The 23144-nt window shown below is 67.7% G+C and carries 24 protein-coding genes, 1 tRNA gene and 1 pseudogene; 14 read left to right on the forward strand and 12 right to left on the reverse strand.

Annotation, left to right across the window (positions count from 1 at the left end; translation table 11 throughout):
• The 6 genes from F8M74_RS14750 to F8M74_RS14775 all read left to right on the forward strand — a co-directional run.
• Positions 1–741: MYXO-CTERM sorting domain-containing protein (locus F8M74_RS14750; protein ID WP_239004930.1), on the forward strand; the 741-nt coding region annotated here is incomplete at its 5' end.
• Positions 742–835: 94 nt separating this feature from the next.
• Positions 836–1846 (forward strand): type I glyceraldehyde-3-phosphate dehydrogenase, encoded by a 1011-nt coding sequence (gene gap, locus F8M74_RS14755; RefSeq protein WP_011552882.1) that lies wholly within the window; start codon positions 836–838, stop codon positions 1844–1846.
• 39 nt (positions 1847–1885) lie between these two features.
• Positions 1886–3073: a phosphoglycerate kinase gene (gene pgk / locus F8M74_RS14760; RefSeq protein WP_141254648.1), complete on the forward strand. Its 1188-nt coding sequence runs from the start codon at positions 1886–1888 to the stop codon at positions 3071–3073.
• 39 nt (positions 3074–3112) lie between these two features.
• Complete coding sequence (gene tpiA / locus F8M74_RS14765; RefSeq protein ID WP_140862107.1) at positions 3113–3883, forward strand: triose-phosphate isomerase; 771 nt, start codon at positions 3113–3115, stop codon at positions 3881–3883.
• 95 nt (positions 3884–3978) lie between these two features.
• Entirely contained in the window at positions 3979–4377 is a 399-nt protein-coding gene (gene secG, locus F8M74_RS14770; RefSeq protein WP_141254649.1) for a preprotein translocase subunit SecG, read from the forward strand.
• Between the two features lie 103 nt (positions 4378–4480).
• A tRNA-Leu gene (locus F8M74_RS14775) sits at positions 4481–4562 on the forward strand.
• A gap of 106 nt (positions 4563–4668) precedes the next feature.
• Here F8M74_RS14775 and F8M74_RS14780 read toward each other — a convergent pair.
• The 4 genes from F8M74_RS14780 to F8M74_RS14795 form a co-directional block, all read right to left on the reverse strand.
• On the reverse strand, positions 4669–5448 hold the full coding sequence (locus F8M74_RS14780; protein WP_141254650.1) for an IS3 family transposase: 780 nt from the start codon (positions 5446–5448) through the stop codon (positions 4669–4671).
• 109 nt (positions 5449–5557) lie between these two features.
• On the reverse strand, positions 5558–5827 hold the full coding sequence (locus F8M74_RS14785; protein WP_141254651.1) for a transposase: 270 nt from the start codon (positions 5825–5827) through the stop codon (positions 5558–5560).
• Positions 5828–5994: 167 nt separating this feature from the next.
• The gene (locus F8M74_RS14790) at positions 5995–6567 is read right to left on the reverse strand and encodes a hypothetical protein (RefSeq protein ID WP_141341503.1); all 573 of its coding nucleotides are present in this window, start codon (positions 6565–6567) and stop codon (positions 5995–5997) included.
• Positions 6519–7373: an RHS repeat-associated core domain-containing protein gene (locus tag F8M74_RS14795; RefSeq protein ID WP_141254653.1), complete on the reverse strand. Its 855-nt coding sequence runs from the start codon at positions 7371–7373 to the stop codon at positions 6519–6521. Before F8M74_RS14795 ends, F8M74_RS14790 begins: the two co-directional genes overlap by 49 nt.
• Here F8M74_RS14795 and F8M74_RS14800 point away from each other — a divergent pair.
• Positions 7354–7632 (forward strand): annotated as a pseudogene (locus F8M74_RS14800) (integrase core domain-containing protein); the annotation flags it as partial. The gene F8M74_RS14795 and the pseudogene F8M74_RS14800 overlap by 20 nt on opposite strands.
• A 346-nt stretch (positions 7633–7978) precedes the next feature.
• On the opposite strand, the gene F8M74_RS14805 reads toward F8M74_RS14800, so the two are convergent.
• The 4 genes from F8M74_RS14805 to F8M74_RS14820 form a co-directional block, all read right to left on the reverse strand.
• Positions 7979–8977: an ABC transporter substrate-binding protein gene (locus tag F8M74_RS14805; protein ID WP_228559513.1), complete on the reverse strand. Its 999-nt coding sequence runs from the start codon at positions 8975–8977 to the stop codon at positions 7979–7981.
• A 58-nt stretch (positions 8978–9035) separates the two neighbouring features.
• Positions 9036–9818, reverse strand: a complete 783-nt coding sequence (locus F8M74_RS14810; RefSeq protein WP_140798095.1) for an ABC transporter permease — start codon at positions 9816–9818, stop codon at positions 9036–9038.
• Entirely contained in the window at positions 9815–10567 is a 753-nt protein-coding gene (locus tag F8M74_RS14815; RefSeq protein WP_141254656.1) for an ABC transporter ATP-binding protein, read from the reverse strand. Before F8M74_RS14815 ends, F8M74_RS14810 begins: the two co-directional genes overlap by 4 nt.
• Before the next feature lie 133 nt (positions 10568–10700).
• A complete protein-coding gene (locus F8M74_RS14820; protein ID WP_141254657.1) occupies positions 10701–11081 on the reverse strand; it encodes a 6-carboxytetrahydropterin synthase in 381 nt (126 codons plus the stop codon).
• Positions 11082–11344: 263 nt separating this feature from the next.
• Here F8M74_RS14820 and F8M74_RS14825 point away from each other — a divergent pair, with 263 nt between their 5' ends.
• Both F8M74_RS14825 and F8M74_RS14830 read left to right on the forward strand, forming a co-directional pair.
• Positions 11345–11704 carry a helix-turn-helix transcriptional regulator gene (locus tag F8M74_RS14825; protein WP_301340587.1) on the forward strand — a complete coding sequence of 120 codons (360 nt, stop codon included), beginning with the start codon at positions 11345–11347 and terminating at the stop codon, positions 11702–11704.
• Positions 11701–12177: an SRPBCC domain-containing protein gene (locus F8M74_RS14830; RefSeq protein WP_141254659.1), complete on the forward strand. Its 477-nt coding sequence runs from the start codon at positions 11701–11703 to the stop codon at positions 12175–12177. Before F8M74_RS14825 ends, F8M74_RS14830 begins: the two co-directional genes overlap by 4 nt.
• 141 nt (positions 12178–12318) lie before the next feature.
• Here the strand turns inward: F8M74_RS14830 and F8M74_RS14835 are convergent, their stop codons facing one another.
• Positions 12319–13335 carry a hypothetical protein gene (locus F8M74_RS14835; protein WP_141254660.1) on the reverse strand — a complete coding sequence of 339 codons (1017 nt, stop codon included), beginning with the start codon at positions 13333–13335 and terminating at the stop codon, positions 12319–12321.
• A gap of 697 nt (positions 13336–14032) precedes the next feature.
• Between F8M74_RS14835 and F8M74_RS14840 the strand changes: the two genes are divergently transcribed.
• Positions 14033–14398: a hypothetical protein gene (locus F8M74_RS14840; RefSeq protein WP_141254661.1), complete on the forward strand. Its 366-nt coding sequence runs from the start codon at positions 14033–14035 to the stop codon at positions 14396–14398.
• Positions 14399–14417: 19 nt separating this feature from the next.
• On the opposite strand, the gene F8M74_RS14845 is transcribed toward F8M74_RS14840, so the two are convergent.
• Entirely contained in the window at positions 14418–15020 is a 603-nt protein-coding gene (locus tag F8M74_RS14845; protein ID WP_141254662.1) for a GNAT family N-acetyltransferase, read from the reverse strand.
• 79 nt (positions 15021–15099) lie between these two features.
• On the reverse strand, positions 15100–16452 hold the full coding sequence (locus F8M74_RS14850) for a serine/threonine-protein kinase (protein WP_141254663.1): 1353 nt from the start codon (positions 16450–16452) through the stop codon (positions 15100–15102).
• Between the two features lie 287 nt (positions 16453–16739).
• Here F8M74_RS14850 and F8M74_RS14855 point away from each other — a divergent pair, with 287 nt between their 5' ends.
• The gene (locus F8M74_RS14855; protein WP_141254664.1) at positions 16740–18284 is read left to right on the forward strand and encodes an aldehyde dehydrogenase family protein; all 1545 of its coding nucleotides are present in this window, start codon (positions 16740–16742) and stop codon (positions 18282–18284) included.
• Positions 18285–18291: 7 nt separating this feature from the next.
• Here the strand turns inward: F8M74_RS14855 and F8M74_RS14860 are convergent, their stop codons facing one another.
• Positions 18292–19176: a LysR substrate-binding domain-containing protein gene (locus F8M74_RS14860; protein ID WP_141254690.1), complete on the reverse strand. Its 885-nt coding sequence runs from the start codon at positions 19174–19176 to the stop codon at positions 18292–18294.
• 108 nt (positions 19177–19284) lie between these two features.
• Between F8M74_RS14860 and F8M74_RS14865 the strand changes: the two genes are divergently transcribed.
• The 3 genes from F8M74_RS14865 to F8M74_RS14875 all read left to right on the forward strand — a co-directional run bounded on the left by F8M74_RS14865 (position 19285) and on the right by F8M74_RS14875 (position 23135).
• A complete protein-coding gene (locus tag F8M74_RS14865; RefSeq protein WP_141254665.1) occupies positions 19285–20922 on the forward strand; it encodes an acetolactate synthase large subunit in 1638 nt (545 codons plus the stop codon).
• A 36-nt stretch (positions 20923–20958) separates the two neighbouring features.
• Positions 20959–22392, forward strand: coding sequence for an aldehyde dehydrogenase family protein (locus F8M74_RS14870; protein ID WP_141254666.1), 1434 nt, complete (start codon positions 20959–20961; stop codon positions 22390–22392).
• Positions 22393–22508: 116 nt separating this feature from the next.
• Positions 22509–23135, forward strand: coding sequence for a YigZ family protein (locus F8M74_RS14875; RefSeq protein WP_141254667.1), 627 nt, complete (start codon positions 22509–22511; stop codon positions 23133–23135).
• Positions 23136–23144 lie beyond the last annotated feature (9 nt).

The raw sequence follows: 23144 nt of genomic DNA on the forward strand, positions 1-23144 counted from the left end.
GGAGGGGCCCGTCCTACCCGTGAGGAGCAGGACGCCCTGCGCGGGTTCGTGATGCAGGGGGGGCACCTCCTCCTGTCGGGCAGCCACGTGACGTCGGCGCTGGCCGTGGGCTCGGCGGAGGACCAGGCCTTCCTGGCGGACATTCTTCGCGCGGCGCCGGGCAGCGGAACGCCCCCATTCACCGTGGAGGGCATGCCGGGTGACTGGCTGGCCCAGCTCACCGGGGTGGCGCTGGATGACGGCACGCGGGGCGGCTACGCGGTGGGCGTGACGGACGTGCTGACGCCCGCGTCGGGTGGCACGTCCGTGCTTCGCTATCTGGGAACTGACCTGGCGGCGGGCGTGATGTCGGCGCCCAACGGGCGGGTGCTGCTGCTGGGCGTGCCCTTCGAGGGCATCGTCAGTCCGGTGCAGCGCGCCGGGCTCATGTCCTCGTTCCTGGTGCAGGCGGGCCTGCTCACGGAGCTGCCTCCGCCGCCGGCCGAGGAATCCGGCGCCGCGAGCCTGCTCACCGCCTGTGTGGCGGCGCGGGGCGTGGACCCGCACCCGCCACCGGAGCCCGAGCCGGAACCCGAGCCGGAGCCCCATGTGGTGGGGGTGCTGCCGCAGTTCTATCCGCTGGGAGATTCCGGCTGTGGCTGCGGGGCGGGTGGGGGAACGGGCACCGCCGTCTGGCTGTTGCTCGGGGTGATTGTTCAGCTTCGGCGTGCGCGTCGTCGCGGGGATGTCGCCGGGCGTTGACTCGGCGGGTCGCGATGCCTACGGTCGGCCGCCCTCGATTTTGACGTGACGACCTGTGGGTGCCTGGCACCCACTGCTCAAGGAGACGACGAACATGGCTACCCGGATTGCCATCAATGGTTTTGGCCGCATCGGTCGCTGCATCCTCCGCGCGGTGCTCAGCCGCAAGGAAGACCTCGAGATTGTCGCCATCAACGACCTCGACAAGCCCGCGGCGCTGGCGCACCTGTTCAAGTACGACTCCGTGCACCGCACCTGGCCGGGCGAGGTGAAGGCGACGGAGAAGGGCATCGTGGTGGACGGCAAGGAGATCACCGTCACCGCGGAGAAGGACCCGACGGCGCTGCCCTGGAAGAGCCTGAACGTGGACGTGGTGCTGGAGTGCACCGGCCGCTTCACCGCGCGCGACGCGGCGGAGAAGCACCTGAAGGCGGGCGCGAAGAAGGTCATCATCTCCGCCCCGGCCAAGGGCCCGGACATCACCATCGCTTACGGCATCAACCACAACGAGTACGACCCGGCCAAGCACCACGTCATCTCGAACGCCTCGTGCACCACCAACTGCCTGGCGCCCATCGCCAAGGTGCTGGTGGATAACTTCGGCATCGAGAAGGGCCTGATGACCACGGTCCACAGCTACACCAACGACCAGCGCATCCTGGACCTCACCCACGAGGACATGCGCCGCGCCCGCGCCGCCGCGCTCTCCATGATTCCCACCAGCACCGGCGCCGCGAAGGCCATCGGTGAGGTGATTCCGCAGCTCAAGGGCAAGATGCACGGCCTGGCGGTGCGCGTGCCGACCCCGAACGTGTCCCTGGTGGACCTGACGGTGAACACCGAGAAGAAGGTCACCGCCGAGGCCGTCATCGAGGCCTTCCGCAAGGCCGCCGAAGGCCCGCTCAAGGGCGTGCTGGAGTTCAGCGACGCGCAGACGGTGTCGGTGGACTACAACGGCAACCCGCACTCGGCCATCTTCGACTCCACCAACTGCTTCGTGATGGGCGACAACCTGCTCAAGGTCATGGCCTGGTACGACAACGAGTGGGGCTTCTCCAACCGCATGGTGGACACGGCGAAGTTCCTCGTCTCCAAGGGCGTCTAGTCCCAAGGGCGTTCAGGGTACCGAGAGGGAAAGACCGAGATGATCCGTTACATCGATGATCTGCAGCTGACCGGGAAGCGCGTCTTCATCCGCGTGGACTTCAACGTCCCGATGGAAGGACGGCGCGTGACCGACGACACCCGCATCCGCGAGGCGATGCCCACCATCCGGCGCGCGCTCGAAATGGGCGGGAAGGTCATCCTGGCCTCCCACCTCGGCCGCCCCAAGGGACCGGACCCGAAGCTGTCGCTGGAGCCTGTCGCCGTGCGGCTCGCCGAGCTGCTCGGCGGCAAGCACGAAGTCATCCTCACCGACGACTGCGTCGGTGACGGCGTGAAGAAGCAGGTGAAGGAGCTCAAGGAAGGCCAGGTGGTCGTCCTGGAGAACCTCCGCTTCCACAAGGAAGAGGAGGCCAACGACGAGACGTTCGCCCGCGAGCTGGCGGCGCTTGCGGACGTCTATGTCAACGACGCCTTCGGCACTGCCCACCGCGCCCACGCGTCCACCGCGGGCATGGTGCCCTTCGTGAAGGAGAAGGCGGCCGGCTTCCTGATGCGGAAGGAAATCGAGTACCTGGGCAAGGTGCTCAAGAACCCGGACAAGCCCTTCGTGGCCATCCTGGGTGGCTCGAAGGTGAGCGATAAAATCAAGGTCATCGAGAGCCTGCTGCCCAAGGTGGACGCGCTGCTCATCGGTGGCGCCATGGCGTACACCTTCCTGAAGGCGCAGGGCGTCGAGGTGGGCAAGTCCCGCGTCGAGGGCGACAAGCTGTCGCTGGCCACGCGCCTGCTGGAGGCGGCGCACCGGTTCAAGACGCAGCTGGTCCTGCCGGTGGACCACATCGTGGGCACCGAGCCCACGGAGAACAGCCCCGCCACGGAGACGCCGGACAACGCGATTCCGCCGGACATGATGGGCCTGGACATCGGTCCCAAGACGCGCGCCATCTTCGCGCAGCACATCCGCGATGCGAGGACGGTGGTGTGGAACGGGCCCATGGGCTTGTTCGAGGTGCCCAAGTTCGCCGAGGGCACCCGCTCCGTCGCCGCGGCCATGTCCATCAACACGCAGGCCACCACCGTCATCGGCGGCGGGGACAGCGCGGCGGCCGTGGAGCAGATGGGCTTCGCGGACAAGATGAGCCATGTGTCCACTGGTGGAGGTGCGTCCTTGGAATTCCTGGAAGGACGCGACTTGCCGGGCATCAAGGCGCTGGAGACGCGGTAGGCTCCGCGTCCGACACACCACACACCCCTGGGGGACACCATGGCCACCGCGCGTCGTCGGAAGATCGTTGCTGGCAACTGGAAGATGAACAAGTCGGTACCGGAGGCGCTGGCCCTGGTGCGCGATCTGCGAGGGCAGGTGGCTTCCCTGGGGGACACCGTGGAGGTGGTGGTGGCGCCGCCGTTCGTGGCGCTGCAGCCGCTGCATGTCGCTCTGGAAGGCGCGCCGCTGGCGCTGGCGGCGCAGAATTGTCACTGGGAGTCCTCGGGCGCCTTCACGGGCGAGATTTCCGCGCCGATGCTGGCGGAGCTGGGGTGCGCCTACGTCATCGTGGGGCACTCCGAGCGCCGGCAGCTCTTCGGGGACACGGACGAGCAGGTGAACAAGCGGGCGAAGGCGGTCCGCGCGGCGGGGATGACGCCCATCATCTGCGTGGGCGAGACGCTGGCCGAGCGCGAGGCGAACCAGACGCTCGCGGTGGTGGAGCGTCAGGTGCGCGGGGCGCTGGAGGGCTTCGAGGCCAAGGACGTGGCGGGCTTCGTACTGGCCTACGAGCCGGTGTGGGCCATTGGGACGGGGCGCAACGCCACGGCGGCGCAGGCGCAGGAAGTCCACGCGGCGATCCGGGGGCTGGTCGAGCGGCTGTATGACGGGGAGACGGCCGGGCGGGTGCGCATCCAGTACGGCGGCAGCGTGAAGCCGGACAACGCCGCGGAATTGCTGGGCCAGCCGGACGTTGATGGGGCGCTTGTCGGGGGCGCGAGCCTGAAGGCGGGCGACTTCGCGGCCATCGTCAAGGCGGCCACTTAGAGTTGATCCTGGGGGCGGGCGGAAGATGTTGTCACCCGTTCACCACTTTGGTGTAGGGTGCGCCTCCTTTTCACGGAACGTCTGAAAGAGTCCATATGCTGACCTTCGTCACGATCGTGCACGTCCTGGTGTGCGTGTTCATGATCTTCGTCATTCTGCTCCAGCCGGGTAAGGACGCCGGTATGGGCTCCGCGCTGGGCGGTGGTGCCGCCACGAGCGCCTTCGGCGGCCGGGGTGCGGTGACGTTCCTCAGCAAGCTGACCGGCGTCTTCGCCGCGCTCTTCTTCTTCAGCTCGCTCGGCCTGTCCTTCGTGGGGCTGCGCTCCTCGGTGGCGGCGGGTGGCTCGGTGGCTTCGCCTCCGGCGCAGCCGGCCCCGGCGACCTCGGGTGACGCGGCTCCGGGCAGTATGGAGCAGCCGCGCGGCGAGCAGTCGACTCCGCCCGCCGAGGGTGGTGGCAACCCGGCGACGGGTGAGCCGGCTCCGGCGCAGTAGTCGTTCGCGGTACGTGGTTCGTAGGAAGAATCTGATTCACGCAGCGGTTGAGATTGTCGTTGCGTGAATCAGAAAGCTCCGGTAGATGGACGCCGCAGCAAACGCCCAGGTGGTGGAACTGGTAGACACACCATCTTGAGGGGGTGGCGCCGAAAGGTGTGCGGGTTCGAATCCCGCCCTGGGCACTCCGAATCAGGCCTCCGAGTCGAAAGACTCGGGGGCCTTTTTCGTTTCTGGGTCAGGCTTCCTGGTGTACCGCACCGGGTTGTTGAGACACTAGGTTGGTCGTAATCAGGCCGCTTGCTTCAGTCTCAGCTCTCGCCGGGCCTGACTCGGCGAAAGGAAGTGGTGGCGCTCAAGTAGCCAGTGCTCGTTATGCCGGTGGGCCCATTCCAGCAGGGCCAGCCGGAGTTCCTCCACGATGGCGAAGGTGCGCACCCAGAGCAGTTGCTCCTTGAGGGGGCGGATGAAGCGCTCGGCGCAGCCGTTGCCCTCGGGACTGCGAATGAAGGACGGACTGGAGTTGGCCCCCAGGAAGCGCAGCTCGTTCTGAAAGACGTCGGAGGTGTACTGGCTGCCGTTGTCGTGGCGAATAGCCAGCCCCGAAGCCACGCCCTGGCCGTACGCACTGAAGCGCGCCTTGATGTCCTGCCGAATGGGCTCGAGAGCCTCGAAGCGGCTTCCCACCTTGGCGGCGTGGATGCCTACGCACTCGGCAGTGCCATGGTCGACGGCGATGAAGACGGTTGCCTGCCCTTCCGACGTCGTCACCGTGCAGGTGGCGTCGGTGCCCCACATGACATCGGGCCTGTCGGTGGTAATCGAGCCGTCGTGGTTGCGCGGCCCCAGCACCCGGCGGGCGCGGCCCGGTGCCAGCAGCCCCGCCTCGCGCATGAGTCGCAGGCAGCGCGCCTTCGAGGTGCGCACGCCCTGGGCACGCAGCCGAGCCCACATCTTGCGGTGCCCCTCGCCCAGGAAGGGCGCCGCCGCCAGCACGCCGCGGATGGCCTCCAGCAGCGCCTCGTCCGTCAGCGCCGCCTTGGGGCCGCGCCGAGCTGCAGGCGCGGCCACGGTGCGCAGGCGGGCACGGCGCCGGTACGCCGTGCACGGGGTACGCGCCAGGTGGCCGTCACGAGCGCCAGCCCGTACCGCTTGCCGCTGGAAGGCGAGAGACAGGCGCTCATCCTCTCGACTTCCTCCAGGGAAAACCCGGCGCGTTGCCCTCTAAGAGACGGGCCTTCTCAGCGAGCAACTCGTTCTTCATCATCAACTCGCCCACCATGGCCTTCAGCCGCAGCACCTCATCGTCTGCCGGCTCCGGCTCGCGGCTCTTGAGGTTGGCCTCGGCGCCAGCCAGGAACTTCTCCCGCCATTCGCTCAGCACCGCCGCAGTGACGCCCAGCTCCCGCGACAGTGCGTCGAGCTCCTCGCCCCTGAGCAATCGGAGCACGGCCTCTTCTTCCGCTTCGCCGAGAACAGACCGCGCTCCGCCGTCCTGTCCTGCGTCTGCTGCCTCTTCACATCCACCTCACGAGGGGGAGGCTATCCCCCAGAGAGGTGTCTCAAGAATTCCTGGGGCGGAGGACGACTCAGGATTACAAGAGAACTACGAATGCATCATCGGAAGGCGTCGGACCAATAGAGAACCGCGCCGCTTCGCTCATCGACAAGCACGATATAGCCCCACTTGTCGGTCGCCACTCCGCCCAACGTCGGAGCAACCCGGAACACGGAGAAGCCCAGATCCCGTAGCCGGGCACACGTTACTTCTCGCTCCTTAAGCGGAAATTCTCCAATGGTGTCTACCGGAAGCGAAAGCACGCATTCGCCTTGAATCGGATCAAGCTCGTCTACAAGTGAGGGCACATCTTTGGAGGGGACAATAAAGACTCCATGAACCACATCCCAATCCAGATGGTGTCGCTGCGCAATGTCCATCGCATTGGCGGGCACAAAGGAAGGGAGCCACTCACCGGAACCCATCCCTTCGGCATGTGGCTGGTGCCCATGGGAGTAGCGTCGATCGATTCTCTTCGCCTGCCAGGCGAACATCGAAAGCGCGACGACACCCGCCACAACGAGAACTGCAACTGCCACCGTCATAGCGAGCAGACGAAGTCTACGGCGAGTCGTCCCCATTTCTAATACTTTTTCACCCGAGGGCGCGGCATCCCAGTGTGGTTCCTGCATCGTTCCGCACACGAGTCGTCACGGCGCGGGTCGACCCCACAAGTATTACTGTCAACGTCTGCATATCCATCCTCAATATTGTCACCGATACGCACCCCTCTGTGCGCCTTATTGATCCCATCCAACAACTCCATGGACAGCCCAAGGTCCCATGCCCCCGCACTGTTGAGGGTAGAACTTGGCGTAGTCCCACACAACTGCGCAATGAGACAAGTAGTATGGCGGTGCGCCTTTGCGTCTCCGACCCCAATGCCGAATTCAGCCGTCGTCAAATCCAAACCGTGCTTGTTGAACATGTATGCGCAAGCCGGATTGATTGGATTCTCACCGGTTGGGTCCACGAACCGCATTGGATTGTTAAGCGCGTAGGCATACGCGGGCGTGCTCAGTCCCTGCTGCGCCATACCCTTTACGGACTCCGGGTCCTCCTGCAACGGCTCCGGCTGCAGATACCGCCCCGCGCTCGGATCGTAGTAGCGGTTCCAGTTTTCGAAGAGGTCAGTCTTGGCGTCGTGGTACTGACCAGGGAAGCGGGGTGGTGTCCACAAAGGCTGAGCGCCCGTTTGCAAACGTCGGTATTCGTAGGCGGACACGGCTACCCCCGTCTGGGAGCGAGCCGCAGTCGGCGCATTCCCAGTACAAGCGCAGCCAACCGACGCAGGGTCACAATCGCCCGCGCTCGCGCCTGGGCCAGCCGCGTCAGAGCGCGACAAGCCTCCCGCCGGCTGCTGGCCTGCTCCTTCTTCAGCCGCCCAGCCCCCCTGAACGCTTACGGGGTCCCGCTTGGTGGAATGGCTGTCCGACATCGGCCCCGACTACACAGCCAAGGACACCCGTGACTTCGGTCTCAGCCTTGGCCTGTGGGTGTGCACCACGCCCGCCTACTCGCCCCAGAGCAACGGCATGGCCGAGTCCTTCGTGAAGACCTTCACGCGCGACTACGTTTACGTCAACGAATTGCCCTCGGCCTTCCACGTCCTCGCCCAACTCCCCCTTTGGTTCGACGACTCCAACCGCTGCCACCCGCACCGCAGGCTGAAGATGAAGTCACCCCTCGAGTTCCGTACTGCTAACTCTCCTCCCTGGGCTGTCCGATTTGACGGGGGCAACTCCAGGCAGGAGGCGTCAGCTCCGCCGCGCATGCGCTGCCTCGATGCGCGAACCGGACGCTGAGCGAAGGAGGCGCCCTACCGAACGCCCTTTGGAATCAGATGAACTCCGGTCCCTGGAAGTCGAAGGGGATGCCTGGACGTTCGTTGTTCCATGCCCCCACGGCGAGGTGCGCTGCGCGGCACCCCCGCGTTCCGCAGCGCGTTCCGGGCTTTCGCCATCAGGCAGCATCCCGGGTCACCGGGCCGGAGGATATTCGAGCGGGTTGGGCGGCTCTTGGCTGATACGGCTCCGCGCCGCTTCAATCGCGTGAGCCGGTGAACTCCGGCAGCAGGAACTCGTCCGCGGCGGGCGCCTTCTCGATGAGGTCCAGCTCCACGAGCTGCTGGGCCAGTTGCTCCCACCGCTGGCGGTTCATCGTGCCCAGTCCTCGGGCCCGCGTCTCCTCCGTCTCGATGAGCGGCTTCTGCGCCTCGGCCCCCGCCGCGAACGTCTCCGCGTCCATCGTCGTGTTCAGCTTGCCCATCACCGCGTTGGTGGGCCCCGCGTTGTCCAGGTAGGCCCGCCACCCCTCGCGCACCGCCGCCACGAAGGACTTCACCCGCTCGGGCTGTTCCTCCCAGTACTGGCGCCGGGTGATGACCACGGCGAGGTACGGGTTGAAGCCCTCCTCGGCCACCAGGAACACTGTTGGCGTGGCGCCCTGCCGCTTCGCGGCGATGGGCTCGGCGGTGATGAAGCACTGCTGGGCGAAGTCCTTGTCCGCCAGGAAGCGCGCGACACCCCCGTCGTAGGGCACCACCTTCACCTTGTCGAAGCTGTACTTCTTCTTGAGGAAGGCCACGTAGGAGAGGCCCGGCTCCAGCGCCACTGTGCCCGAGGACAGCACGTCCGCGATGTTCTTCGCCCCGCGAGAGGCGTGGGCCATGATGGCGTGCGGAGACGTCTGGTACACCGCGAACAGCGGAATCACGTCCAGGCCTCGGGCCCGCGCGACGAGGAGCTCGTCGGCGCCGCTGATGCCGAACTCCACCTTGCCGGTGGCCACCATCTGCGGCACGGGGGCGCCGGCTCCGCCGCCGAGGATCTCCGCCTCGAGCCCATGGCGGGAGAAGGCCCCCGACTCCCGCGCCGCATAGAAGCCGCCGAATTCGGGCTCCGGCACCCAGTTGAGCGCCAGTTTCACCTTGGCCGGGGCGGCCGCCTTCGGAGGGGTGGTGCTGGCCCCCGTTGCGGCCTGGGAGCCCTGCTTGGGCTCCTCCTTCTGGCGCGAGCAGGCGCCCGCGGCCACGAGAAGCACCGCGCAGCCCAACAGTTTAAAGAGGCGTCCGCTCACCTTCAGCTCCTTTCCAGGCGATTCATGTTCCCTGCGCCGACGGGTGCCAGCGCCGCAGCAGCCGGGCGCCGGTGAGGCTCACCACACCGAACAACACCAGGCCCAGCCCCGAGGCCGCCAGCACCGCGGCGAACAGCAGATCCGTGCGCAGCTGACGGTACGCGGACAGGACGAGGATTCCCAGCCCCGCGGAGCCCTCAGAGAAGCCGGCGACGAACTCGCCGACGATGGCGCCAATGACGGCCAGCCCCGAGGCGATGCGCAGCCCCGTGAACAGGTGTGGCATCGCCGCGGGCAGCTCCAGCTTCCACAGCGTGGCGAGCCGCCGCGCGCCATAGAGGCGGAACATGTCCCGGAGCGAGGGCTCCACCGAGCGCAGCCCGGTGAGCGTGTTGGCGATGACCGGGAAGAGCGAGACGATGAAGGACGACACCGCGACGGCGCGGGGGCCCGGGCCGAACCACAGCACCAGCAGGGGGGCGATGGCCACGATGGGCACCGTCTGCAGGAAGAGGGTGTAGGGGTAGAGGGCGCGCTCCACCATCCGCGAGGAGGCCAGGAGGACGGCCACGAGCACCCCCAGGACCGCGCTCAACCCGAAGCCGACCAGGGCGGAGCGGCCCGTGGTGACCGCCGCGCCGAGGAGCGAGGACGCCTCCTGGGCTCCCGCGGCACCAATGGCCGAGGGCGGAGGCACCAGCCAGCGCGGAACCTCCAGCAGGCGCACCGTGCCTTCCCAGAGGGTCAGCAGGACGACGAGCGCCACCAGCGGAGGGACCGCCGCGCGAAGGGCTGAGCGGTTCACCAGCGCTCTCCTTGTTCCAGGGCCTCGTTGAGCAGGCGGGCCTCGCGGGCGAAGGACGCCTCGGTGCGCAGGGATGCGCTGCGCTCACCTGGCAGCTCCAGCGTCCGGTCCAGCACCACGCGCGCGGGACGTCGCGACAGGACCACGGCTCGCTCGGCCAGGTAGGCGGCTTCGGAGATGGAGTGGGTGACGAAGAGCACGGTCATCCCCAGCTTGCGCCACAGCGCGCGGAGTTGATCATCCAGCCGGCCGCGCGTCAGCTCGTCCAGGGCGGCGAAGGGCTCGTCCAGCAGTAGCAGCCGGGGGTGGGTGACGAGCGCGCGTGCCAGGGACACGCGCATGCGCATGCCGCCGGACAGCTCCGCCGGATAGCGGTCGGTGGCATCACCCAGCCCCACCTGCTCGAGCACGGCGCGCGCGGCAGCCTGCCGCTCCGGTTTCGACACGCCGGTCAGCTCCAGCGGCAGCGCCGCGTTGTCCAGCACCGAGCGCCAGGGCAGCAGGTGCGCGTCCTGGAAGACGTAGGCGATGGGGGCGCGCTCGCCCTGGGGGCGCTCCAGCGTCGGGGTGAAGGAGATGTGCCCGGCCTCGGCGCGGTCCAGCCCGGCCACCAGTCGCAGCAGCGTGGACTTGCCGCACCCGGAGGGCCCGAGCAGCGCCACGAATGAACCGGGCGCCACGTCCAGGTCCAGCCCCGACAGCACGGCGACGTTGCCCGGGAAGGTGCGGCGCAGGCCCTCGACCTTCACACGAACGCCCCCACTTCCGGAGATGGGGGCCAGGGGAGAGGGGGAAGGAAGGCCAGGAGGCGCCATGGAAGGAGTGTTTCTAACCGTCCAGCGCTCGGGAGGCGAGCGCGGAGTCAGGAGCAATCCTCAACGGTCAGTCCCTCGCATGCGCGTACTCGGCCTCTGGAAGCTCGCCGCCCGTCCGACGCAGGTGCACCCGGTCGAGCGTGACGCCCTCGGGCAGGCCCGACTCCACCTGCTTGAAGACGTACTCGGTGACGCGCTCGGCCGTGCAGTTCACCGTCTTGAAGTAGGGGTGCTCGTTGATGTTCGTGTCATGGAGCTCCCGGCACACCCGATCGATGATGTCCTGGAGATCCTTGAAGTCGATGATGACGTCCCAATGGTTCAGCGCTCGCGCCTTCACCCAGACGCGGACCCACCAGTCGTGCGTGTGCAGGGGCTCGCGCTGGCCGTCCGGGAAGGTGACTGCGTGGGATGCTTTGAATTCAGCGGTGAGGCTCAAGTAGTGCATCGCGGTCCACTTCGAAGTCGTGGTGGGAAGATCCTGGTGAGCCGCCCTCAGCGGGCACGCGCCATGATACCGCCTCCGGAGCCGGCTTCGACGGCCCGCTGAGTAAGGGAGCAGGCAGACCGAATCGAGGCTGTCGCCACGGAGTTCTTCCGAGCAGGGCCCCGCCAGAGGGCTCCAGGTGCCGACACGACGGCGCCTCGCCTGGCCCGTGCGCTTGCGGTGGGCACCGGCCTTGACGGATATGTGCATGAGTGTGTATATGCATGTCTATGCAACTCGACGTCTTCCAGGTGCTCGCCGACCCGACGCGACGCCGCATCGTCGAGGCCCTTCGGCACGGTGAGCAGCAGGTCAGTGACGTCGTCGAGAAGGCCGGAATCCACCAGTCAGGTGTCTCGCGGCATCTGCGCATCTTGTCGGAATCGGGCTTCGTCTCGATGCGGCCGGATGGGCAGCGTCGCCTCTACGCCTTGAAGCCGGAGCCGTTTCAGGAACTCGATGGGTGGCTCACCGGGTACCGGCAGCTGTGGGAGGCGCGACTCGATCGCTTCGGAGCCGCACTGGAGAAGAAGCAGCAACAACAACAGACTCGCCGAGTCGAAGAGAAGGGGCAGCGGAAATGAGCAACGAGAAGGCGAAGGTCGTCATCGAGCGCACCTACCGGGCGGGAATCGAGGACATCTGGGCGCTCTGGACCACGAAAGAGGGCTTCGAGTCGTGGTGGGGACCCCAGGGCTTCCGTGCCGCGGTGCAGGAACTCGATGCACGCGTAGGCGGCGCCCTTCGGTACGACATGATTGCCGACTCACCGGAGATGATTGCCGCGATGAAGCAGATGGGCCAGCCGACCTCTCACGCGACCCGTTCCCGCTTCACCGAGGTGGCGCCACATTCGCGGCTCGTCCTCACGAACGTCATCGACTTCCTCCCGGGTGTCGCTCCCTACGAAAGCAAGATCGCCGTGGACTTCCTCCCGAGCGGCGACGGCGTTCGCATGGTGGTGATGCTGGACGCGATGCACAGCGAGGCGTTCACGAAGATGCAGCAGGAAGGCTTCACGAGCCAGCTCACGAAGCTGGACTCGCGCTTCGCGTGATGGGACGGCGAGAGGTCCCGAATCGAATCCATCACGGAGCGTAGTTCCACTCGCTGGAGGGGCTCGGCGGGAGTCCTCGGTTTGCTTCAAGCCTGCTGCGCCCCGGACGGGCCGTTCAGCCCCGTCCGGATCGCCTGTGAATCACTCTGCGTAGTAGCTGTCCGTGTACACGCTGAATCCGGACTCGGTGTCGACGAAGAACGTCGCGCTGTGGTCGCTCCAGGGGTCACGCGCGTAGCCGTAGGAGCAGCCGAAGAACGAGCGGCCCTCAATCAGGGTGTTCAGGTTGGCCAGACCGGCGGCCTTCACTTCCGGATCCAACGTGCCGAAGCTCGCGGCAGCGTTGACGAACGCCTCGACATGGGCGCGAACCTCGGCGGCGTCAGCATTCGTCCCGCGGTGGTTATGCGGTTCGGACACCCGCTCCGTCCTTTCGCCGAAGCACTCATTGATCTGGAAGTTGTAGAACCGGCCGTTCATGTTCGCCCACCAGTCGAAGTGGCGTGCCATGAACACACCACCGTGCGGCCGCGGCAGGTTGTTCACCGCGTTGATGAGCGCCTCGAACGGACGGCTCAGCGTGGCCGCGTTGCGGAGGTTGCGGAAGCTCACGTCGGCGATGCCCGTCGTGTTCGCGATGGCGTCCGCGTTCGTGAACGGGCGCTGATTGCGCAGGTTCAGCGCGCCATTCCAGGCGTAGGGGAGGATGTCGTGCAGCTCGGTGGAGCTGATGCTGTTGACCAGCGACACGATGGCGGCCGCGTCATCCTGCGACAGCGCCAGCCCATTCGCGATGCCGTAGCAGTCCGTGTCGATGTAGTCCTGGCTCCGGGCGCCCTGCTCGATCTGCTGCAGACGCGCCGGACCGACCAGCGCCACGGAGGAGATGTCCGCCAGGGAGACGAACTGCGAAACCGCGCGCCGGTTGACCAGGTTGTGGACGACGTTGCTGGGCAGATAGGCGTCCAGCGTGTTGAACGTCGCTTCATTGACGAACTGGAGAATGCCCTGGCACTCGGTGGCGACATCCACGTCAGCCTCCGTCAGCAGCCCCTGCTGCTGCTCCTGGGGCTGCTGCGTGGACGTTTCGGTTTCGCTCGGACCACAGCCAACGAGCAGACCGGCGGCGAGGAAGGCAGATCCAACATAACGACGCATCGAGGGAACTCCTGCTAGGGGGGACAATGAAGTGAGGCGGCTTTAATACATCAAAATCGAATGTTCCTGGCAATCCTGATTCATGTTTGTGCCGTGTCACAAATTTGTTCCCAGGACTGTGCACTCCAGGTGTTGCCTGGGCCCTCTTCTCGTCGCGATAGGGTGCCTGTCTCCCTCTGAAACGACCCTGGGCGTCCCTTTCCCGATGCCGTGGTTTTTCGGCCTCCCAAGGCGTGGATGGATGATGAGGGATTGGGCGTGTCTGGCGTCTGTTTTCAACGTGGCACGTCGCTTTTGGCTACAGCGGATGAGTCATTGCGTGCGCTGCCGAGGGGCGAACGAATGGGACGGGTGTGAGGTCTGTTTTTCGTGAATAGCCCGTGATATGCTCTCCGGCATGGGGAACACCAGTCCGATTCGTCCTGGAGTCGCGCCTCGCCCCGCCGTGGCGCCATCCGCGTCTCACGTTCGGGATTCCGTGGCCACGCCGCCATCGGCGCCTGGGAATGCTGCTCGGCAGCCGCCGCCATCCAGGGACCGCTTCGAGCCACCGCGTTCAGTCCCTCTGGTGAATCTCTCCGGTCAAGGTGCCGCTCCATCCGGCGGACAGCGCCAGCAGGCCCTGGAGGTTACGCGGCAGAGTCCCCCGGGTTCAGTCGGGGCGGCCATCCGGCCCTTGCTGTCGGGGGCTGTGGGGATGCTGGGCACGGCCGGCCATGCCGTGGGGGCCTTGCCGGGCGCCGTGGTTCACGCCGTGCCCTTCGTGGGCCCCGCGCTTCAAGCCTCTGGCGTGACGAGGCCGTTGACGCGACTGGGGCCCGCCGTGGAGGCCTACGCTCGCGAGTTCGGCGCAGGCCAGGTGGGGGACTTCTACGCGCAGCAGCGAGAGTTGCTCAGCCAGCCCGCGACCGAGGCCAACATCGCGGAGTTCGCTCGGCGCGAGACGGAGTTCTTCCAGCGCGATCCTTCCGCCGAGGCTCGGGCCTTTGGGGCCATGTTCAGCGCGGAGGAGCGTGCGGCCCTCATCGGGCTCAGCGCGCGTGTGCAACGCCAGTTCCCATGATGAGGGACTGGCTCAACGCTTAGCGCGTGTTCCCCTCGGCGGTGACGTCCGGGGGACGTGGCGGCGCCCAGTTCCAGGCGACCACGGCCCATTCGTCCGTCGCGTCCCGGTAGGTGTGGATCGTCTCGAAGCCGACCCGCTCGTGCGCGCGCAGGGAGCGGAGGTTCCGCACGGAAATCTCGGTGACGATGAGGTCGAACTGATCTCTGAAGTGGTCCCGGTGCTGGTGGTAGAGCCGGTCGAACAAGCCCTGTCCCCGGTGCGCCTTGTCGATGCAGATCTGCCCCATCACGTAGAAGCGGTAGTCGCGCAGCGACTTGCTTCGGAACTCGAGCGAATCGAGGAGCGCGAACATGGGCTCCAGGATGGGGGCCAGCGCGCGGGCCTCGCGCGGCATCGACAGGGCGTAGGCCACCAGCACTCCGTCGTGGCGGGCGACAATGCTGGGCGCCATGGCGTGCATCTGTTCCAGTGCCGGCAGGTCGTGCTGAACCGTGACGAACCCCTGTGAGCGCATCTCTTCCGCGGACAGCGCCTGCTTCAGGTTCTTCTGTTGCAGCGCCAGGATGTGCTCCAACTCGTCCCGGTTCCGCACGGCGGTGACTGTGTAGGTGGGCGTCATCGACAGCAGGATATGCCGCAGCGGTGCGCCTTGCCGAAGCGACGCGGGGTGCGGGCAGGCGGGCGACAGAGGCTGCGCTTCAGTGGCGCGTAGGGCAGTGGGCGGGGCTCGACGTGGCGGGCCGCGCTGATGGGAAGGCGGGGAGATAGCAGTCTCCCTTGTAAACGTAACCGTCTTCAGCACAGTCCTTGGGGTCCACCGCCAGCTTCACCCAGCATCCGCCGTGAATGAGGACGTGGACCTTTCGAGGACACCGGCCCGACGAGTCGGGCCGCGTCTGACCGGGGAAGGGCTTCGGTGGCAGGTCCAGCGCGATAGTGGACCACGCCGATGGCGTTTGGGCCGTCGCGACCGGCGCCGCGAACACACTGTCTCCGACAGCGACCGTGCCTCCGTCCGTTGTGTCGACGGACATCGCAGCAGGTCCGGGCGCCACGGTGACCGAAGCTCCCGCGCGAGGCCGCCAGCCGAGGCTCAGTACCAGGGGGCCTCCAAGTCCGATGATGGCCACCCATGGCCACCGGGGGCGGCGGGCTCGATGGCGGACGGAACGTTCATTCCACTGCGCCGATGCACGGGAGTGAAGGGCACCTCCCACCGTGAGTGGTACATCCGATTCCGAGCCCGCCCGTGCCACCTCGGAATCCAGAGCCTCCGCCAGCTCGCGTGCGCTGCCTCGCACATGGAGGCTTGGAGCGAGCATCCGCGACACCAACGCGCTCAACTCCGGGCAGCAGTGCCCATTCGTGTCTCGCGGGGATGGGGCTTGGGCTCGCTCGGTGTGCCAGAACCTGGACTCCGCCACGTCAGGATGCGTCGACGGCGGATACCGCCCCGTGATCATCCGGAACGCGGTGACGCCCAGGGCGAAGACGTCATCCGCCTGTCCCGGCGCATACGGAGGCGCGGAGTCACTCGCCGCGAAGCGCCATGCTTCAGGGGAACGATAGGCCGGCGTCCCTGGTGGAAACGGCGAGCTCGTCTGCGTCGCGGCACCCACGTAGTGACTGGAACCGAAGTCCATGAGGAACGCCTGCCCATCGGCCTCACGCACCAGCACGTTGTGCCCTTTGACGTCCCGGTGCAGCCCCCCGGCCGCGTGGGTGGCTTCGAGCGCCCGCGCCAGCCTCGCGAGCAGGGCCATCACCTGCCGCGACGTGGGACGGTGCTCGCTGGCCCAATCGTAGAGCGGCGTGCCCTCCACCCAGTCCATCGCGAGGTAGGGGTGGGGCGGTCCCTTGGCGGGTTGCCAATGCCCGCTCGCTCGCAACCGGGGAACGGCGGGGTGATGGATGCGGGACAGCAGCTCGGCCTCGCGCGCGAAGCGTTCGTCCCGGGCATGCAGGGCCAGCTTGAGGGCCACGGTGTGCGTGCCCGTGATGTGCCGGGCCCGGTAGACGGCGCCGTAGGTGCCTCGGCCTCGCAGGTCCATGAGGCGCCACGGGCCCACCCGGGTTCCGGGTGGAAGTCGGGCCGGATTCAGGAAAGGGAGCCCCATGCAGACAGAGGCTACTTCCTGAGTAGTCAGTTTGCACCGGAATCTGTCAGGTCAATGTGGCTCGCTGGGAAGAAATCTGGAAGGCGCAGCGCGCGAAAAGCGACGCAACCCGTGGCCGCGGGGCGGCGGTTGCCGCGCGCCTCACTTGCCATCACCTTGACGCAATGTGCCGATGCCGGGTGGAGTGTCGGCCTGGTCTCCTTCCGGGGGAGGGCGTGTTCATGGCGAGTGTGGTGCCTGCTTACGCGGAGTGGTCCAATCTGGAGCGCCGAATCCGGGCGCTCGTTCCCGAGGCGTTCGACCCGACTGGCCGAGTGCTCAACCTCATCGCGGGTGAATGGGGGCATCCCGGAAAGGGGAAGCCCTACCTGTCCCCGGTGGACGGCACCGTCCTGGGCCGCCTGCCCATGATTGATGCGAACACCGCGCGTGTCGCAGCGAGCGCCGCCGCCGCGGAGGCACGGACCTGGGCCCACCAGGACCTCGATGCGCGCAAGGAGCGCGTCACCCAGTGCCTTTCCCTGCTGCGTGAGCAGCGTGAGCTGCTGGCCCTCATCCTGGCCTGGGAGATTGGCAAGCCGGTGCCACAGGCCCGCGTCAGCGTGGACCGCTGTATCACTGGCGTGGAGTGGTACGTCTCCCAAATCGAGCCCATGGTGGAGGGCCGCCGTCCGCTGGGGCTCATCTCCAACATCGCTTCGTGGAACTACCCGCTGTCGGTGCTGGTCCACGCGGTGCTGGTCCAGGTGCTCGCGGGCAACAGCGCCATCGCCAAGACGCCCACGGATGGTGGGCTCTATTCGCTGACCCTCTGCATGGGGCTCGCGCGCCGCTGCGGGCTGCCTGTGTCGCTCATCAGTGGCTCGGGCGGACAGCTCAGCGACGCGCTGGTGCGCAATCCGGAGATCGCCTGCCTGTCCTTCGTGGGCGGCAAGGCGAACGGGCGGGACATCGCGGCCAGCCTCTATGACCGCAACAAGCGCTACATGCTGGAGATGGAAGGGGTGAATGCCTACGGCATCTGGCACTTCAGCGACTGGGACGGGCTGGCGAAGCAGCTCAAGAAGGGCTTCGAGTACGGCAAGCAGCGCTGCACCGCGTACCCGCGCTTCGTCGTGGAGCGGAGCCTGATGCCGCGCTTCCTGGAGACGTACCTGCCCGTCGTCTCCGCGCTGAAGGTGGGGCACCCGCTACTGGCGGAGACTCCGGATGGCGAGCCACCCGCGCTCGACTTCGGCCCGCTCATCAACAGCCAGAAGGTCGAGGAGTTGCACGGCCTGATGAGCGAGGCGGAGGGCCGCGGCGCCGTGCCCCTCTTCGCCGGGAGGCTGGACTCGGAGCGCTTCCTGCCGGACCAGGACGTCTCCGCGTATCTGGCCCCGCACGCGCTGCTGCACGTTCCGCGCAACTGCAAGCTCTACCACGGCGAGCCCTTCGGCCCCGTGGACACGCTGGTCGTCGTGGACAGCGAGGAAGAGCTCATCGCGGAGATGAACGTGTCCAACGGCTCGCTGGTCGCCTCCATCGCCTGCGACGAGCCCGACACGTGCAAGCGCGTCTCCACCGAGCTGAGGGCCTTCAAGGTCGGCCACAACGGGCCGCGCTCGCGCGGAGACCGGGACGAGGTCTTCGGCGGCATCGGTGGTTCGTGGAAGGGGTGCTTCGTGGGCGGCAAGTACCTGGTCCAGGCCGTCACCGAGGGCGAGCCCGGCGAGCGGCTGCACGGCAACTTCCACGACTACACGCAACTCCCCGACACGCGCTGACGCGGGCTCATCGTCTGCTCGGGCGTCTGGCGCCGCGCACCTCGGCCGCGAACAGTTCCGCGGCGGGCGTGCGCGGCGCGCCTTTTCGCCACAGGAGCGCCGCAAGTTCGGCCCGGGGCGCAGGGGAGAGCCGCTTCACCACCAGCCCCGCGGCATCCGCGAGTTGAGGCTCCGGGAGCACCGTCACCGCGAGCCCCGCGCGAACGGTGGCCAGCACCGTGGCCACGGCGTTCGACTCCAACGCGACATGCGGCGCAATCCGGATGGCGGCGAACCAGGCATCCACGCGGGCTCGCACGCGCAACCCTCGGGAGAGCAGCGCGAAGGGTTCCTGGGCCAGGGGCTTCGCGCCCACGGTCTCCAGCTTCGCCAGGGGATGTCCCTTGGCGACCACCAGCGCCAGCTTGCTGTCGAAGACGGGCTCCGCCTCCAGGTCCGGTGAGCGCGCGGGGGCGTAGCCCAACCCCACGTCGAGACGGCCATCCGCCAGCCGCCGCTCCACCCGCCGTACCACGGCTTCCTCCGCGCTCAGCACCAATCCCGGGTGCCTTCGCAGCACGGCGGAGAGCGCGGGCAGCACGACGCCTCGCATGCTGGGCGGGTAGCCCACGCGCAGGGCGCCGGTGGTGAGGCCTCTCAGCGCGCCCACGGCGACCCTGCCCGCGTCCACGTCCTCCAGCGCTCGCGAGGCGTAGGTACGGAACAGCTCGCCCGCCTGAGTCAGGCGCACGCCGCTCCGGGCGCGCTCGAAGAGGGGCGCGCCGAGCTCCTCCTCGAGCTGGCGAATCTGCTGCGACAGCGTGGGCTGTGAGACGTGGACGCGCCTGGCGGCCCGCCCGAAGTGCAGGGTGTCCGCGACGGCGGAGAAGTAGCGGAGGTGGCGCAGTTCCATGGCGTCATCATAGGCATTGCCTATCGAAGCCATGGGAACAAACGAATGTACCAATCATGGCCCGCGCGTAAGTGTTCTCCCATCGCGAGGTCGTGAAGGAGGCACCCGATGAAGGCGGCAGACCTGTTCGTCAAAGCGTTGGAAGCGGAGGGCGTGCGCAGCGTCTTCGGGCTTCCGGGAGAGGAGAACCTGGACGTCATCGAGGCCATGCGGGCCGCGGGCATGCGGCTGGTGCTCACCCGTCATGAGCAGGCCGCGGGCTTCATGGCGGCCACGTATGGGCGGCTCACCGGCCGCGCGGGCGTCGTCCTGTCGACGCTGGGGCCCGGGGCGACCAACCTGGTCACGGCCGCCGCCTACGCGCAGCTCGGCGCCATGCCCATGGTGATGGTCACCGGGCAGAAGCCCATCCGGGCTGGCAAGCAGGGGCACTTCCAGATTGTCGACGTGGTGGGGATGATGCGCCCCCTGACGAAGCTGACGCGCACGCTCGTGTCGGCGGAGCATGTCCCTTCGGCCGTGCGTGAGGCGTTCCGCCGCGCCGAGGAGGAGCGCCCCGGCGCGACGCACCTGGAGCTGCCGGAGGACGTGGCCCGGGAGTCGACCGACGCCGTGCTGCTGGCGCCCAGCGCCCAGCGACGGCCCGTGGCGGATGAGGCGTCCATCGCGCTGGCCGTGGAGGCGATTGCTTCCGCTCGCCGGCCCTTGCTCATGATTGGCGCGGGCGCCAACCGCAAGCTCACGTCGGAGATGCTGCGTGTCTTCGTGGACAAGACGGGCATTCCCTTCTTCAGCACGCAGATGGGCAAGGGCGTCGTGGACGAGTCGCATCCCCTGTGGATGGGCACGGCGGCGCTGTCGGAAGGAGACTTCGTTCACCGCGCCATCGAGGCCTCGGACTGCATCATCAATGTGGGCCACGACGTCATCGAGAAGCCGCCGTTCTTCATGCGCGACAGCCGCCGCACGGTGGTGCATCTCAACTTCTCTTCGGCGGCGGTGGACCCCGTGTACTTCCCGCAGTTGGAGGTGACGGGCGACATCGCGAACGCGGTGTGGCGCATCGGTGAAGGACTGGGGCCTCGCGCGCACTGGGACTTCGCACCCATCGAGAAGTTCCGCGCGGGACTCGAGGCGCAGCTCGCACACGGTGGGGATGACGACCGCTTCCCCATCTACCCCGCGCGGCTCGTCGCCGAGCTGCGGCGCGCGCTGCCGGACGACGGCATCGTGTGCCTGGACAACGGCATGTACAAGCTGTGGTTCGCTCGCTACTACCGCACGCGCCGGCCCAACACGCTGCTGCTCGACAACGCGCTGGCGACGATGGGGGCGGGGCTGCCTTCGGCCATCGCGGCGAAGCTGGTGCATCCCCGCCGCAAGGTGGTGGCGGTCTGCGGAGATGGCGGGTTCATGATGAACTCGCAGGAGCTGGAGACGGCCGTTCGGCTGGGCCTGGACCTGACGGTGGTCGTCGTGCGCGACGACGGCTACGGGATGATTCGCTGGAAGCAGGGGGAGATGGGCCTGCCGGACTTCGGCATGGCGCTGGGGAACCCGGACTTCGTTCGCTACGCGGAGGCGTATGGGGCCCATGGCCACCGGCCGACCAGCGCGACGGAGTTCGGCGCGACGCTGGCTCGCTGCCTGTCGTCGAGCGGCGTCCACGTCATCGACGTGCCCATCGACTACTCGGACAACGCACGGGCGCTCGGCGCGGGCGCGGAGGAACTCGCCGCGCTCTGAGGGGGAACGGCGGTTCGCGAACACTGGAGGAACACCATGCTGGCTGAACGTTATCCGTACTACCTGGCCAACCGTCCCCGGCAGCCCAACGCGGAGCTGGCCGTCACCCACAAGTACTCGGGCGAGGTCGTGACGCACGTCGCGGTCGCGGACGCCGCGGCTGTCGAGGAAGCCATCGCCGCCGCCGTTCGCGCCGCCGAGCCCATGCGAAAGCTGGCGCCGTACGCGCGGCAGGCGGTGCTCGAACACTGCGTGCGCCGCTTCCGCGAACGCGCGGAGGAGCTGGCCCTGGCGCTCTGCATCGAAGCAGGCAAGCCGCTGCGCGACGCGCGGGGAGAGGTGGACCGGCTCATCGACACCTTCAAGGCCGCCGCCGAGGAGGCCGTGCGCGGCGGGGGCGAGGTGCTGAACCTGGAGGTGTCGAAGCGCGCCGCGGGCTACCGGGGCTTCACCCAGCGCGTGCCGGTGGGGCCGTGCTCGTTCATCACCCCGTTCAACTTCCCGCTCAACCTGGTGGCGCATAAGGTGGCGCCGGCCATCGCCGCGGGCTGCCCGTTCATCCTCAAGCCTTCGGACCGCACGCCGGTGAGCGCGCTCATCATGGCGGAGGTCCTGGCGGAGACGGAGCTGCCCGAGGGGGCATTCTCCGTGCTGCCCGTGCGGCTGGAGGACATCGGGCCGCTCATCGAGGACGACCGGCTGAAGCTGCTCTCGTTCACGGGCTCGGAGAAGGTGGGGTGGGAGCTGAAAGCGCGGGCGGGCCGGAAGAAGGTGGTGCTGGAGCTGGGCGGCAACGCGGCGTGCGTGGTGGACGAGGCGCCGGGCGCGCCGCTGGACTTCATCGCGGACCGGGTGGCGCAGGGGGCCTTCTTCCAGGCCGGGCAGAGCTGCATCTCGGTGCAGCGCGTGCTGGTCCATGCGTCGTTGTACGACGCGCTCCGGGAGAAGCTCGTCGAACGAGCGAAGGCGCTGCGGCCGGGCAATCCGTCGGACGAGGCCACGACGCTGGGGCCCATGATTGACGAGCCCGCGGCGCGGCGCCTGGAGGGCTGGATTCAGCAGGCCGTGCAGCGTGGGTCGCGGGTACTCACGGGTGGCGGACGGCGGGGCTCGGTGCTCGATGCCACGGTGCTGGAGGGGGTTCCAGAGGATGCGTTGCTGAGCAGCGAGGAGGCCTTCGGTCCAGTCGTCCTGGTCCAGCCCTTTGACAGCTTCGACGTGGCTCTGGCCCAGGTGAACAGCGGGCGCTTCGGACTCCAGGCGGGCATCTTCACGCAGGACCTGTCGCGGGCGATGAAGGCCTGGGACGAACTGGAGGTGGGCGGAGTCGTCGTGGGCGACGTGCCGAGCTTCCGCGTCGACACCATGCCCTACGGGGGCGTGAAGGGCTCGGGCATCGGCCGCGAGGGCGTGAAGTACGCCATCGAGGACATGACGGAGCTTCGGCTGCTGGTGCTGCGTCAGGCGTGAGGGAAATCGGCCATGGGCCCGGAACGCGGCGCCGCCTCCGGATTCTTCCTTCGCGTCGATCTGTGGCGGCGGGACGGCTGCTGGCGATATGAGACACTGCGCCAGCCACCGCACCCATGGACGAGAAGCGCTACCCCATCCCGGCCGGGCTCCACCGGGTGGAACAGGACATCCAGAAGAGCCGCTTCATCACCACGGCCGCCCCTGCGCCCACCGTGGAAGAGGCGAAGGCCTTCATCGCCCGCGTCCGCGAGGAGTTCGCCGACGCCACTCACAACTGCTGGGCCTTCGTGGTCGGGCCTCCGGGTTCCACCGCCCAGGTGGGCATGAGCGACGACGGCGAGCCCCATGGAACGGCCGGCCGGCCCATGCTCACCGCCCTGCTCCACGGGGGCGTGGGCGACGTGGCCATGGTCGTCACCCGGTACTTCGGTGGGACGCTGCTCGGGAAGGGCGGGCTGGTGCGCGCCTACACCGCTGGCGTCCAGCAGGCGCTCGAAAGCCTTCCCACCACGGAGCGTGTGCGCAAGACGCGACTGGCCGTCGAGGTGGAGTACACTCACGTCGATGGGTTGCGCCGCCTGCTGCCGTCCTACGAGGTGCAGGTACTGGCGGAGGAGTATTCGGCCACCGTGGGGTACCGGCTGGAGCTGCCCGTCACCCAAGTGGAGGCCCTGCGGACCGCGTTGAACGACCTGACATTGGGACAGGTGCTCGTCGAGCCGCTCGATTCGGACGATTGACCCTGGGCC

Origin of the sequence: Myxococcus sp. CA023 (assembly GCF_010998615.1) — a bacterium.
Lineage (GTDB): Bacteria > Myxococcota > Myxococcia > Myxococcales > Myxococcaceae > Myxococcus.